At 46.2% G+C, this 13,259-nt stretch carries 11 protein-coding genes; 10 read left to right on the top strand and 1 reads right to left on the bottom strand.

Annotated features, from left to right (window positions below; translation table 11 throughout):
* Nucleotides 1-20: 20 nt before the first annotated feature.
* From AC1DLI_RS03340 to AC1DLI_RS03310, 7 genes are all read left to right on the top strand, one after another.
* The gene (locus AC1DLI_RS03340; protein WP_477600057.1) at nt 21-1,598 is read left to right on the top strand and encodes a response regulator; all 1,578 of its coding nucleotides are present in this window, start codon (nt 21-23) and stop codon (nt 1,596-1,598) included.
* A 44-nt stretch (nt 1,599-1,642) separates the two neighbouring features.
* Complete coding sequence (locus tag AC1DLI_RS03335; RefSeq protein ID WP_477599645.1) at nt 1,643-3,421, top strand: sensor histidine kinase; 1,779 nt, start codon at nt 1,643-1,645, stop codon at nt 3,419-3,421.
* Nucleotides 3,422-3,569: 148 nt separating this feature from the next.
* Complete coding sequence (locus AC1DLI_RS03330) at nt 3,570-5,267, top strand: type 2 periplasmic-binding domain-containing protein (RefSeq protein ID WP_477599643.1); 1,698 nt, start codon at nt 3,570-3,572, stop codon at nt 5,265-5,267.
* A gap of 96 nt (nt 5,268-5,363) precedes the next feature.
* On the top strand, nt 5,364-6,338 hold the full coding sequence (locus AC1DLI_RS03325; protein WP_477599641.1) for an ABC transporter permease: 975 nt from the start codon (nt 5,364-5,366) through the stop codon (nt 6,336-6,338).
* 14 nt (nt 6,339-6,352) lie between these two features.
* Nucleotides 6,353-7,297, top strand: a complete 945-nt coding sequence (locus AC1DLI_RS03320; protein WP_308997024.1) for a carbohydrate ABC transporter permease — start codon at nt 6,353-6,355, stop codon at nt 7,295-7,297.
* Between the two features lie 19 nt (nt 7,298-7,316).
* Nucleotides 7,317-8,327, top strand: a complete 1,011-nt coding sequence (locus AC1DLI_RS03315; RefSeq protein WP_364143814.1) for an endo-1,4-beta-xylanase — start codon at nt 7,317-7,319, stop codon at nt 8,325-8,327.
* A 38-nt stretch (nt 8,328-8,365) separates the two neighbouring features.
* Nucleotides 8,366-10,408 (top strand): alpha-glucuronidase family glycosyl hydrolase, encoded by a 2,043-nt coding sequence (locus AC1DLI_RS03310; RefSeq protein WP_477599638.1) that lies wholly within the window; start codon nt 8,366-8,368, stop codon nt 10,406-10,408.
* Between the two features lie 134 nt (nt 10,409-10,542).
* On the opposite strand, the gene AC1DLI_RS03305 is transcribed toward AC1DLI_RS03310, so the two are convergent.
* The gene (locus AC1DLI_RS03305) at nt 10,543-11,283 is read right to left on the bottom strand and encodes an SDR family oxidoreductase (protein ID WP_477599636.1); all 741 of its coding nucleotides are present in this window, start codon (nt 11,281-11,283) and stop codon (nt 10,543-10,545) included.
* Between the two features lie 182 nt (nt 11,284-11,465).
* Between AC1DLI_RS03305 and AC1DLI_RS03300 the strand changes: the two genes are divergently transcribed.
* The 3 genes from AC1DLI_RS03300 (at nt 11,466) to AC1DLI_RS03290 (ending at nt 13,255) form a co-directional block, all read left to right on the top strand.
* Nucleotides 11,466-12,107, top strand: a complete 642-nt coding sequence (locus tag AC1DLI_RS03300) for a TetR/AcrR family transcriptional regulator (RefSeq protein ID WP_477599634.1) — start codon at nt 11,466-11,468, stop codon at nt 12,105-12,107.
* A 67-nt stretch (nt 12,108-12,174) separates the two neighbouring features.
* Nucleotides 12,175-12,651 carry a hypothetical protein gene (locus AC1DLI_RS03295; protein ID WP_477599632.1) on the top strand — a complete coding sequence of 159 codons (477 nt, stop codon included), beginning with the start codon at nt 12,175-12,177 and terminating at the stop codon, nt 12,649-12,651.
* A gap of 34 nt (nt 12,652-12,685) precedes the next feature.
* A complete protein-coding gene (locus tag AC1DLI_RS03290) occupies nt 12,686-13,255 on the top strand; it encodes a hypothetical protein (protein ID WP_477599630.1) in 570 nt (189 codons plus the stop codon).
* The last annotated feature ends 4 nt before the right edge of the window (nt 13,256-13,259 follow it).

Below are 13,259 nucleotides of genomic sequence, written 5' to 3'. Positions count from 1 at the left end.
CGAATAAGGAGGATAAAATGATGCAATTACATCGTGCAGTTCTGGTGGACGACGAATTATTTACACGCAAAGGTCTAATGAAGCTGATCGATTGGGAAGGCTGCGGCTTTGAAATTGTAGGGGAAGCGGATAATGGAGAGGATGCGCTGGAGCTGATCGAGCGCGTTCAGCCTCAGCTTGTTATCACGGATATTCGTATGCCTGTCATTGATGGATTGGAGCTGATCAGGCGGGTCACGACGGAAAATATCATGAAGCCTTCTTTCATTATAATAAGCGGCTATAACGATTTTAACTATGCCCAGCAGGCGATGCGTTACGGCGTTCACGACTTTGTATTGAAGCCGATTGATGAAATTGAGTTTTCCAGCATTTTGAAGAAGCTGAACGAAAAGCTAAATGCGGAGCTTGAGGAGCAAGAAAAGAAGGAGAGGCTGATGGGCGGCGAGATGATTAAATCACTCATTCTTGGGGAAGCAAACGAGGCTTCCATTACAGGGTGGGAGCATCGCATGCATCTGAAGAAGAACGACTGCTTAATCTATTTGTTCGCTGAGCTAAATGACAACCATAAGTGGGAGCCTTCCGCCGGGCCAATAACGAACGCCCGTTTCATGGAGCTGGTTCAGCAGGAGCTTAAGCGGCTTACGGCATCCGACCAGCCGGTCAGCATGTATGAGCATCGAAACCGCATCGGCATTTTGCTGCCCGGCATTTTGCTTGCGCCCTTCAACGGGGAGCTTGACCGCTTCTTGACCAAGTTTAGAGCGGCGCTGGATATCCATTTTGGGAAAGGCGTGTTTCTCTATGCCGGTTCTTCGGTTTATGGTCTAGCGGATATTCGAGATTCATATAAGGCGGCAAAAGAAGCCCTATTATACAAATATACAAATGACGACCGAATCGTTATATATGACCAAATACAATCGGAACAGTTGAATTATATCGGATTCGAGCCGGCTCAGTTTAATCAGTTTATGGAGCATTTCGAAGAGCTAAAGCTAGAGGCGGTGAAAGCGACAGTCGAGCTGTGGTTTCGTGATTTTCGCGAGAAACGTTATGCCCCGGAGGCGATCAAGATGAACATTCAGCAATGCGTGATGGGAATTATGAAGACAATTCGCAGCATGGAAGGGGACGAGCAATCCTTATCTACACTTAAACCGCTGCTAAATTGGCAGGACATGAACTTATCGCTGGGCGAATTGAAGAACATGTTCTCCGCATTTATTGAAGAGAGCGGGCAGCTTGTCGCTGAGCTAAGAAAAGAACAGCAGAAGGGCGGCATACAGAAAATCAAGAGCTATATCGAGACGAATTATTCGAAAAATATGAGCCTAAAAAGCATCGCGGCGCAATTTTATGTGAATCCTGTCTATTTGGGCCAATTATTCAAGAAGACTTACGGCGTTTATTTCAATGAGTTTCTGCTGCAGCTTAGGGTGAACGAAGCCAAAAAGCTGCTGCGGCAATCCTGCGCGATGCGGATATATGAGATTGCGGAGAAGGTCGGGTTCAGCAACGCCGATTATTTTGTTACCCAATTTGAGAAGATTGAGCATATGACACCGACCGAATACCGCAATCAGCTGCAGTAAGCTTGTACGCCAAATGATATGACTAAACACAAATAAAGGGGATTATGCGCGTGAAGCTGCACCTGAATCTCAACAATGTCCGACTGCGGAATAAGATGCTGGTCCTTTATATTTTTTCGGTATTCCTCCCTATCGTATTGACGAATGTCATTTTCTATAATGTGACGACAGTGAATGTGAAAAACCAGCGGATGAAGGATTTTTCACGCGCCGTCGATCAGATAAACAATGAATTCCGGTCCGAGGTCGAGGATGCCGTGACGATCTCGTCCGTATTTTATACGGACTATAATCTAAATCAAATATTAGAAACCGACTATCAAGAGCCAGCTGATTATATTGAGGCTTATGATACCTATTTCCGAAGAATTTTGAACAGCTACACCCCCGTATATACCTCCATTCAAAATATTAAAATTTATGTTGAAAACCCAACGATGCTGCATTCCGGCGGCATCGGTTTTCTTTCGGATGAAATCAAGCAAACCGATTGGTATCGTCTGCTGCAGGAGAAGCACAATACTTACCCGATCTTTATCCGTACGCAGCAGGAAGACTTGTATTTGAAGAGCGAAGAGAATGTTTCCCGAAATACCTTCAGCATTATACGTGAAATGAATTATTATGAATCAAAAAAACAGTGGAAGAAGTTTTTGAAAATTGATTTGAAAGCAAGCACGATAGAACAAATTTTCCGGAATCAGAATTTACAAGGCAGTATTTACTTAGTCAATGACAAAGGCGAAATCGAGTTTACGACTGACCCTGCGGTGGACTGGCGAAAAGATTCCATACGCTATGATTCGCTGGAATTTCCATCGGATGCCATCGCTTTCCAGGCTGAATACAACTATGTCAGCTATATGGACAACTGGCGCATTATTGCTTCGATTTCGGAGGAAGAGGTATTGAAGGAAGTGCGTCAATCGCGTGAATTTGTCTTCGTATTAGCCTGCTTGAATATTTTCATTCCGACATTGATTATTTTATGGATTACGCGTTCATTGAATGTACGGCTGGTTGAAATTCTTAAACATATGAAAAAAGTGAAAAACCAGCATTTCGATACGATTAAACAAGAAGAATATACGGATGAAATCGGTCAATTGACGAGCGAATTCAATCGGATGACGATACAGGTGAAAAGCTTGATTGACGATGTCTACATTGCGGACATTCAGACGAAATCCTTAGAGCTGGAACGAAGAAAGGCTCAGCTTAATGCGCTGCAAAGCCAAATTAATCCTCATTTTTTATTTAATGCGCTGGAAACGATTCGAATGCGCAGTCTGATAAAGGATGAGACAGAGACGGCAAAAATTATTCAGAATATGGCGAAAATATTTAGAAACTCGCTTACTTGGGGCAAGGACCGAGTGATGGTCAGCGAGGAAGTGGAATTTATTGTTTGCTTCTTGGAAATCCAAAAATATCGATTTGAGGACCGGATGGAATACCATATTCACATTGATCCCTCGGCCAAACAGTGCATGATGCCAAAAATGATGTTCCTTCCGTTTGTGGAAAATGCCAGCATTCACGGCATTGAGCCGCTTAGGAACGGAGGCAAAATCGAAGTGAGGGTCGAACGGGAGGAAGATGAGCTGATCTTTTCTATCCGAGACAATGGCATTGGAATGGACGAAGAGAAAGTGAAGCAGTTTTACGGTTATTTGGAGAGTGAGGAAGAGATCGGAGAAAGGATCGGCGTTCAAAATGTCATCTATCGCTTGAAGCTGATCTACGGTGGCCGCTTTCAGCTTTTAATCGAGAGTATGCCTGGGGAAGGGACGTTTATTCGGGTTAGAGTACCCGTTGAATAGGTTAGCCGCATCTCAAAACGGCTGAAGGTTATATGCTTTTTAAAGCAAGAACTATAGTTTGCCGGGTAAACAAAGGTTCTGAATTTTTTTATACTGAAAGTGCTTACAAAAACAAAAAAACAAAAAGTATCGAAAGGGGCTCGAAAAAGTGACAAAGAAATTATTATTAGTTTGTTTGGCTGCTTTCATGATTTTTACTGTAGCATGCTCGAATAACAACAATGGCGGAACAAACAAGCCCTCAGACAGCACGAACAGTCCGAATGCAACGGCCGACGAGGGAGAGAAACCGGTTGAAAAAGTAACCTTTTCTTATTTCAACGGCGTAGCGGCAGCCAAAGATACGAATACGAATGAAACGACGATCGGTAAAATGCTCGAAGATCAAACCGGCGTTAACTTTAAAATCGAGCACTTGGTCGGCGATCTTAATACGAAGATCGGTACGATGATTGCATCGAACGCTTATCCCGATGTAATGATTCCGGATGCCGCAATCGACAAGATCCTAGATGCGGGCGCGTTCATTGCGCTTGATGATCTAATCGAACAATACGGTCCGAACATTAAACGTGTATACGGCCCTTATTTCAATCAAATGAAAGCTGCGGACGGTAAAATTTACTTCCTGCCGTTCTCCAATACAGTTGGCGAATACATCCCGGATCCTAATATCGGCCAAGGCGCTTTCTGGGTACAGCGGCGCGTGTTGAAGGAAGCTGGATATCCGAAAATCACAACGCTTGACGCTTATATGGACTTGGTTAAAAATTTCGTGGAAAAACATAAAGACGAGGATTTAACCGGTATCGTTTCCTTGACGCATGACTGGAGATTCTTCGCAACCTCTAACCCTCCAAACCATTTGGCTGGTTATCCGAACGATGGTAATGTCATCGTCGATATGACGACTTTTGAAGCAAAAACATATGCAGCGGATGACAATACAAAGCGCTGGCTGAAAAAATTAAACGAGATCAACGCGGAAGGCTTGTTCGATAAAGCATCCTTCGTTGACAACTATGATCAATATTTGGCGAAACTCACGTCTCACAAAGTAGTCGGTTTCTTCGATTACGGCTGGCAGTTCGCGAACGCGCAAAACGCGCTTAAAGATGCGGCCAAGCAGGACCCGGCGATGGATGACTTTGTTTATTTCCCGCTGCCGGTAACCTTCGATGGTCAAAAGGATCAATATTTGGATCCTCCAGGCTTCGTAAAAAACCGCGGTATGGGCATTACGGTAAGCGCAAAAGACCCGGTTCGCATTATTCAATACTTGGATAATTTGTTGACGGACGAGAACCAAATTCTTCAAAAATGGGGCATTAAAGGCGAAACGTTCGAAGTGGACGACAAAGGCCGGATGTACCGTACGGCTGAACAAATCGCGAAAATCGATGAAACCTTTAATGAAAAATTCGGCTTCAAATATTACTCGTGGAACTGGCCGCTTTACGGCGGCGGCTCTTCCCTGCCTGACGGCAATGCGGTTGCACCGGGAAATCAGCCGGAAGTGTTCCAAATGAGCCTGACGGAAGCGGATAAAACGATTCTTGAAAAATACGGCGTAAAAACCTATTCCGAAATGTTCGCTGCACCAGACGCCCGTCCTTGGTACCCTTCATGGGGCATTCCGAAGGAGCAAGGCTCCGATCAGCAAATATGGGAAACGAAAAAAGACGAAATCACGAAAAAGTACTTCCCTAAGCTTGTCCTTGCGAAGCCGGCGGATTTCGATAAGGTATGGGCAGAGTATACGGAAGCTTTCGGCAAGCTTGATACAGCAGCTTACGAGAAATGGACAACGGATGAAGTGAAGAAACTGATCGAAGCATCAAAATAACAGGTAACGTAGTAGCGGTGAGAGGCCGGCTTGCGCATGCAAATGTCCGGCCTTTCTCCTTATTTAGCCCGATTCAGTCCGGAAGGAGAGATAAAGATGGAACATAAGCGAGCATTGTCAACGTCAAACCTGGTGTTGCCTAAGAAGCCGACAGGACTGAAGCATTTTTTAACAAAGCTGATCGAACAGCGCGTGCTTATTCTCATGTCCGTACCGTTTTTAGTTTGGTTGTTTATTTTTAAATACATGCCTCTATGGGGGTGGACCATCGCTTTTCAAGACTACAAGCCGGCCAAAAGCTTTGGCGAACAGAAGTGGGTGGGGTTTGAACATTTTAAATTTTTGTTCCAGGATGAACGCTTTATTCGCGTCTTAAGAAACACGCTTGCCATGAGCGGTATTAATCTGATTCTTGGCTTTGTGACGGCCATTACGCTTGCTTTGCTTCTGAATGAGGTGCGCAAGGTTGCTTTTAAACGAGTGGTTCAAACGGTAAGCTATTTACCGCATTTCATTTCATGGGTCGTTGCGGCAAGCATCATTCAAACGACGTTATCGCCTGACGGCATCATCAATCAATTGCTGCTTTGGACCGGCTTCGTCGAGAAGGGCGAGGAAATTCTGTTCCTCGGCATACCGGAGCAATTTTGGGCAATATTCGGAGCAAGCTCCGTTTGGAAGGACGTAGGCTGGAACACGATCGTCTATTTGGCGGCAATGACAATGATCGACCCCGCGCAGTATGAAGCGGCGGAGATGGACGGAGCAGGCCGTATTAAACGGATGTGGTATGTTACGCTTCCTGGCATTAAGCCGGTTATTATCGTATTGCTGATTATGAATATCGGGTATTTGCTGGAATCGGGTTTCGAGCCGCAGTATTTGCTGGGGAACGGGATGAACGTCGATTTTTCCGAAAACCTTGACATATTTGTTCTTAAATACGGGATTGCGCAAGGCAACTACTCGCTCTCGATCGCGGCGGGCATGTTTAAAACGATCATTAGCTTTATATTGTTATTCGCAGCGAACAATCTCGCGAAGCGGATGGGCGAGTCCAGATTATTTTAGAAGGAGGGTACATCATGAATCAATCGGCAGCGGGAGCTGTTTCCAAAAAATCAAGCCGCATACGTTCGTCGAAAGGCGATATCATCTTCGACACATGCAATTATATCTTTCTTACATTACTGATGATCGTTACCCTATATCCTTTCTTGAATACGGCCGCCGTTTCGCTGAATAACGCGACAGACTCGATCAAGGGCGGCATCTATTTGCTGCCGAGAATGTGGACGCTGGACAATTACGCGTATGTGCTTAAGGAATCCACCATATTCCATGCGACGATGATTTCGGTTCTGCGTACCGTGATCGGAACGATTGCTACCGTGTTTTGCTCAGCCATGGTGGCCTATACGATAACGAGACAAGAGTATGTCCTGCGTAAATTCGTCACGATTGCATTTATTTTGACGATGTACTTTAACGGAGGCCTTATTCCAAACTTTTTGTTAATCCGCGATTTGGGTTTGCTCGATAATTTTTGGGTGTATATCTTCCCCGGCCTGATCGGCGTGTTTAACTTAATTATCATTCGTTCCTTTATCGAAGGTTTGCCGGAGAGCATCCTCGAGTCGGCAAGAATAGACGGAGCAGGCGACTTTAAAATGTTTTACAGCATCGTTCTGCCCTTGTGCGTTCCGGTGCTTGCGACCGTCGCTTTATTCTCGGCCGTCTATCAATGGAACCAATGGTTTGACGTCTTCTTGTACAATTCATCGAATATCGATTTAAGCACCCTGCAATATGAGCTTCAGAAAATTTTGCAGAATTCCAATGCTTCCTTGACGACGAAGTCGGCCGGCGATGCATTTGCCAATGCAGGCAACACGGGAGCCAATACGGTAACGCCGTTCGCCATTCGGGCAACGATGACCATTGTAGCCTCCCTGCCGATCATCATGGTATATCCGTTTTTGCAAAAGTACTTTGTGAAAGGCATGACCGTAGGCGGCGTGAAAGGATAATCGAATGGGGGAACAGGAAATGGACAGCATTCCGAACCGCAGCATTCCAAAGCTGCATGAGGCATTTCAGGCCTCGTTCGATATTGGAGCAGCGGTTAATCCGCGTACGATCATTCAGGCGGGAGAGCTTATCGCCAAGCATTATAACAGCCTGACCGCCGAGAATGAGATGAAGTTCGTTAGCTTGCATCCGGCGGAGGATACGTATTCGTTCGAAGAGGCAGACAAAATCGTTGCTTTTGCAAAAGAGCATGGCAAAAAAATGAGAGGGCATACGCTCGTTTGGCACAATCAGACATCGGATTGGCTGTTTCAAGAAGCAGATGGCCGACCGGTCAGCCGAGATAAGCTGTATGACCGCTTGAAATCGCATATCGATACGGTTATGAAGCGCTATAAAGAGGATATTTATGCGTGGGATGTTGTGAATGAGGTAATCGCAGACGAGGGATCGGAGCTGCTTCGCCCCTCCAAATGGCTGGAGATCGCCGGGCCCGGCTTTATTGCCAAAGCCTTTGAATTCGCCCATGAAGCCGATCCGAAAGCCCAGCTTTTCTACAATGATTACAATGAGTCGAATCCAGCAAAACGCGATAAGATCTACCGCTTGGTCAAATCCTTGCTCGAGCAAGGCGTACCGGTGCATGGCGTCGGCCTTCAAGCGCATTGGAATCTGTATAGTCCCGAATTGGATGATATACGGTCTGCCATCGAGAAATATGCTTCGCTCGGCTTAAGGCTTCAATTGACGGAGCTTGATGTATCGATGTTCCGCCACGATGACCGGCGCACGGATTTAGCAAGCCCGACGGCTGAAATGCTGGAGCTGCAGGAGCAGCGCTACGAAGCCTTGTTTAAGCTGCTGGAGGAATACCGGAGCCATATTGACGCCGTTACTTTCTGGGGAGCGGCGGATGATTATACGTGGCTGAGCGACTTTCCTGTGCGGGGACGGAAAAATTGGCCGCTTCTGTTCGATGAGAAGCATGAGCCAAAAGGCTCGTTCTGGCGAGTTATTCAGAGGAGCTAACAACTGCGAAGCGGGTTCGTAAGGAGGCATTTTGATTAATGAACAGTTCGGCATATAAGGCTTGGCTGAATTACTTTCCGATTGAGGATAGGCAAAAGAAAAAAGCCTATAGCCACATTTTAGGCCAAATTATTGCTGCGGATAAACGTTCCGTCGTTATGAAAACCGCCGTAAAGGAGCTCCAGCATGGCATCCAAGCTTTGCTTGGCATCGATGCGTGCATCAAGGAGAGGCCTGAGGATGGAGGCTGCATTCAACTAGCGGTTTACTCGGAAGAGGAAGGCCCAGGGGAATGGAAGCAGGGGAAAGAAGGATATACGCTTCGTTACCGGCAAGAAAGCGGCTATGGCGCAATAATGGTTACCGGAGGCTCGGATGCCGGCATATTATACGGTGTGTTCCATTTGCTTCGGCTAGTAGGCGCAGGAGAGCCTTTAGAGGAACTGAATGTGAATGAATCGCCAAGAAACGCTTTGCGGATGATTAACCAATGGGATAATGCAGACGGCACCATCGAGAGAGGGTACGCGGGGCGTTCGATTTTTTATCGGAACGGCAGCATCACTTCTGATTTGCAGCGTGTTAGGGATTATGCGCGTTTGCTGGCCTCTGCCGGTCTTAATGCCATCTCTATTAACAATGTGAATGTTCATGAGCTGGAGACCAGATTCATAACGGAAGAGCTGCTTACGTCCCTATCGTTATTCGCGGATGTGTTCCGGGAATACGGTATCACTTTATACCTGAGCGTAAACTTTGCGGCGCCGCTGCAACTGGGGGACCTGCAGACAGCAGATCCGCTGGATAGCGACGTTCAACTCTGGTGGAAGGAAACGGCTGACCGGATTTATAGGTTCATTCCTGATTTCGGCGGTTTTGTCGTGAAGGCAGACTCCGAGCATCGGCCAGGTCCGTTTGCCTACGGCCGCGATCATGCGGATGGGGCAAACATGCTGGCTGATGCGCTTGCAAGCTACGGCGGAATCGTTATCTGGCGCTGCTTCGTTTATGATTGCATGCAGGATTGGCGTGACCGGAAGACCGACCGTGCTCGTGCGGCATTTGATCATTTCAAGCCGTTAGACGGCCGTTTTCGGAGAAATGTTTTGCTGCAAATTAAGAATGGACCGATGGACTTTCAGGTACGGGAGCCTGTCTCGCCTCTATTCGGCGCGATGAAACAAACCAATCAAATCCTGGAGTTTCAGATAACCCAAGAGTATACAGGCCAGCAGCGGCATCTATGTTATCTGGTACCGCAATGGAAGCAGGTACTCGATTTCGATACGCATGCGGAAGGTTCGGGTACTGAGGTGAAACGGATCGTGGATGGATCGCTGTACGGGATGACGTTTAGCGGCATTGCCGCCGTATCGAATATCGGGGATGAGGAAAGCTGGACGGGACATATTCTTGCTCAGGCTAATCTGTACGGGTATGGCCGCCTGATCTGGAATCCGGATTTAACGGCCGAGGAAATTGGCGTGGAGTGGACCATCGCAACGTTTGGGAACGATCCCGAAGTCGTAATGGGGATCGGCCGGATGCTGATGTTGTCGTGGCCGATTTACGAAGGTTACACGGCGCCGCTTGGCGTCGGCTGGATGGTCGCACCTAACCATCACTACGGCCCGGATGTCGACGGTTACGAGTACTCAAGGTGGGGAACCTATCATTTTGCGGATCGGGACGGTATCGGCGTTAACCGGACGCAGGCAAGCGGCACGGGATATACATCGCAGTACGCTGAGCCGAACGCAGCTCTGTATGACAGCTTGGAAACCTGTCCGGACGAGCTTCTGCTGTTTTTCCACCATGTATCCTATACCCATAAGCTCCAATCTGGAAAAACGGTAATTCAACATATTTATGATATACATTTCTGGGGCGCGGAGGAAGCGGACAGGCTGCAGCAGCAATGGGCTGGCCTCTCCGGCAAAATCGACGAAGCCAGATTTTCCCCTATTGCTGAGCGTTTGGCTGTCCAGGCCGAGCACGCCAGAAATTGGCGTGATATTATTAATACGTATTTCTATCGTAAATCCGGTATTTCTGACGCGGAAGGCCGAGTCATTTATTAGTGTTCAAGGAAATAAGGGACTATACGGATCCCAATAATAGAAACAGCGGCAGCCAGGACGAGATTATAAAGTCCGAGGCTGCCGCTTTTTTATTTACCAATACCTATCCATCCCTCGATATATCATAGGTTGTATTAGTGCTGTAACGTCGGTCGTATCACAATTTCGTTGACTCCGGTATCTTCGGGTTCATTGATGGCGTAGGCGATGGCTCCAGCGATCCGGTATGGAGAAATGGCCAGTCCGCTCATATGAGCTGTCATTGCTAGAACCTCGGGGCTCTTCACTGTGTTCATCAGTTCCGACTCTGTTATGCCTGGCGAGATGATAGTGGAACGGATACTGGAGGCCATGGATTCTTCCTTGCGCAGACCTTCCGAAATCGCTCTGACGGCAAATTTGGTGGCGCTGTATACAGCCGATGCCGGATGCACCTCATGGCCCGAAATCGATGAAATGTTAATAATATGTCCTGATCGCTGTTCCCTCATGGTTGGCAGAACCGCAGCGATGCCGTATAGCACACCTTTAATGTTCACATCAATCATCTGATCCCATTCTGCAATTCTCAGTTCATTAAGCCGAGAAACTGGCATAACCCCAGCATTGTTTACCAGCACATCGATTCGGCCATACTGCTTCAAAGCAAACTGTGCGAGCTTCTGCATATCCTCGAAAGAAACAACGTCCGCCTTTATATAAACAGCTTCCCCGCCTTCTTGTTCAATTTCTTTCACGATGGTTTGCAGACGATCCACTCTTCTTGCTGCTAATACAATCTTTGCTCCCTGATTCGCCAATAACTTGGCTGTGGCTTCTCCTATTCCGCTGGAAGCTCCCGTTATGATGACTACCTTAGATTTCACGTTTTCCATTGTTGTTCGCCCCTTTGAGGAAATATACAAAGCCGTTATTCAACAAATGTTGATTATTTGGCATTCGTTGATTATCATTATATAGCGATGCTAAGAGAATTCAATCGCTAATAAAACCGCTTTTGTTCCATATTCAACAATAAGAACGAAAACGTTCATTAACTTAAGGAGGCTGGTGAAGTATGGGGACCTCAGCCAAAATAGACAGACGAATCGTAAAGACAAAGGAAGCCATCAACAAGGCGTTTTTGGAGTTATTTTCGGAAAAAGAACTCGAACAAATCACGATCAACGATATCTCGGAACGGGCCAATGTAAACCGGGGAACCGTCTATTTGCACTACAGTGACAAATACGACCTGCTTGATAAATGCATAGAAGACCATTTGAACAGGCTGATCACTTTTTGCAGTAAAAATGATTTAGATTGGGAAAAAGCAGCGCTGGTCAGTGATTTAAAGCCGATTTTCGTTTATTTCGAGGAAAACTTTCTATTCTTCTCCGCCATGCTCTCCAATCAAAGAACCTCCGTGTTCCGGGAGCGCCTGCTGACGTTCGTGTCAAAGAACGTTAAAGAGAAGCTCGATAGGCAAGATCTCCCTGCAGATATAGACAATGAACTGAATGCCCAATTTATGGCATCGGCTTTTGTTGGTATCGTAGAGTGGTGGATTCAGCATAAAATGCCTCATTCCACTGCGTTTATGGCAGAACAACTATGGAGATTGTTTGAGAAAAATGATATTTATCCAATATTGGGAGAAATGCCTGAATCCGCAAGCCGCAAGCAAATGCAACCTTTACAAATTTGTAAACGTTTGTAATTATGAAGTGAAGATACAATTCAGACTAAGCACAGCCCAAATAACGAAAGCATTAAGGAGTGGTGATTTGGGATTTAGAAGCAAAACAGGCATGTATGCTTTTGTAATGAAGTTAAGTCTGCTATGCGTTGTTTTTGTTATGATAAGTGCTTGCAGCAAATCGGAGAAGGTGGAGCATATCGAAGTTTTTGCCACAGAAACGAGCGAGCAGAATGAAGAAGGCATGTTTGTGCGAACAGGCTATAAGAAGGTCAATGCCATCACGATCGTCGTTGAAGGCAAAAATTATATTAAATCCGATATCAAAATGATCGAGGACTCTTATGATTTAAAAGGGAATTTTATTAAGTCTGAAATCATACTCTCCGATGCAAATAGGTCCAATATTATGATGACGGAGGATGGCGATCAAACCAAAACCGAGCTGACAAAGCCATCAACCATACTCATACCCGATGAAAATTACGAGGGCTTGAAATCCGTTAAGCTGACAGCAGAACAGAAAGTTCAAGTAAAGGAACATGTATTATCGTTTGTGGATTGATTGCCAGACTGTTCCTTAAGGGAAAGGAGGCACTATGAATCGAGTTGTCCTAATCTTCATCATGTTCATGATAATCCTATCATCATGCAGCGGTCCTAGTGGGGGAAAGAAGGCAGAAAATGCGGTGGACCCTGTCCTTTTGAAAAAAATGGCTGAGCCAATGCCAGAGCATAAGGATGAGCTTTTTGAGATGAGCTTAAACATCGACAAGACCACTTTTGCAAAGGGTGAACCGATCGTCTATTCCGCTGCATTGACTTATATTGGCGAAGACGAATCGATAACGGTCTGGGGGCCGCGAACGAATGTTGTGTTTTATTTAACGGACGGCAAAAATCTAGAAATGGAAGGCGCCAATACATCAGAGCTGGCACCAACCGTATTTGTAAAGGGAGAAAAACACGAGTATCCTTTCCAGAAAAGCGGCGGTTACTCGAACGATGATCCGGGCGCAAAGTTTTGGAAGGAATTTTACGGAGAGAAGGATTTGCTGCTGCCAAGCGGAACGTATTATATTGCCGCACACTGCGATTTTTCCTTAGACGAGAAGGTCGTGGACAGCCATTACGACATCTCCGTTTATACAACCGTTACGGTGGAGTAAAGAA

This window comes from Paenibacillus sp. 01T443 (assembly GCF_056398325.1).
The sequence above is the reverse complement of the archived record's forward strand: the minus strand, read 5'-3'. Positions and strand labels throughout refer to the sequence as shown.

What these genes read in the sequence shown, in the direction of transcription:
- AC1DLI_RS03340 (WP_477600057.1), top strand. Translation starts at nt 21, where the DNA reads ATGCAATTACATCGTGCAGTTCTGGTGGACGACGAATTATTTACACGC.
- AC1DLI_RS03335 (WP_477599645.1), top strand. Translation starts at nt 1,643, where the DNA reads ATGCGCGTGAAGCTGCACCTGAATCTCAACAATGTCCGACTGCGGAAT.
- AC1DLI_RS03325 (WP_477599641.1), top strand. Translation starts at nt 5,364, where the DNA reads ATGGAACATAAGCGAGCATTGTCAACGTCAAACCTGGTGTTGCCTAAG.
- AC1DLI_RS03320 (WP_308997024.1), top strand. Translation starts at nt 6,353, where the DNA reads ATGAATCAATCGGCAGCGGGAGCTGTTTCCAAAAAATCAAGCCGCATA.
- AC1DLI_RS03315 (WP_364143814.1), top strand. Translation starts at nt 7,317, where the DNA reads ATGGACAGCATTCCGAACCGCAGCATTCCAAAGCTGCATGAGGCATTT.
- AC1DLI_RS03310 (WP_477599638.1), top strand. Translation starts at nt 8,366, where the DNA reads ATGAACAGTTCGGCATATAAGGCTTGGCTGAATTACTTTCCGATTGAG.
- AC1DLI_RS03305 (WP_477599636.1), bottom strand. Translation starts at nt 11,283, where the DNA reads ATGGAAAACGTGAAATCTAAGGTAGTCATCATAACGGGAGCTTCCAGC.
- AC1DLI_RS03300 (WP_477599634.1), top strand. Translation starts at nt 11,466, where the DNA reads ATGGGGACCTCAGCCAAAATAGACAGACGAATCGTAAAGACAAAGGAA.
- AC1DLI_RS03290 (WP_477599630.1), top strand. Translation starts at nt 12,686, where the DNA reads ATGAATCGAGTTGTCCTAATCTTCATCATGTTCATGATAATCCTATCA.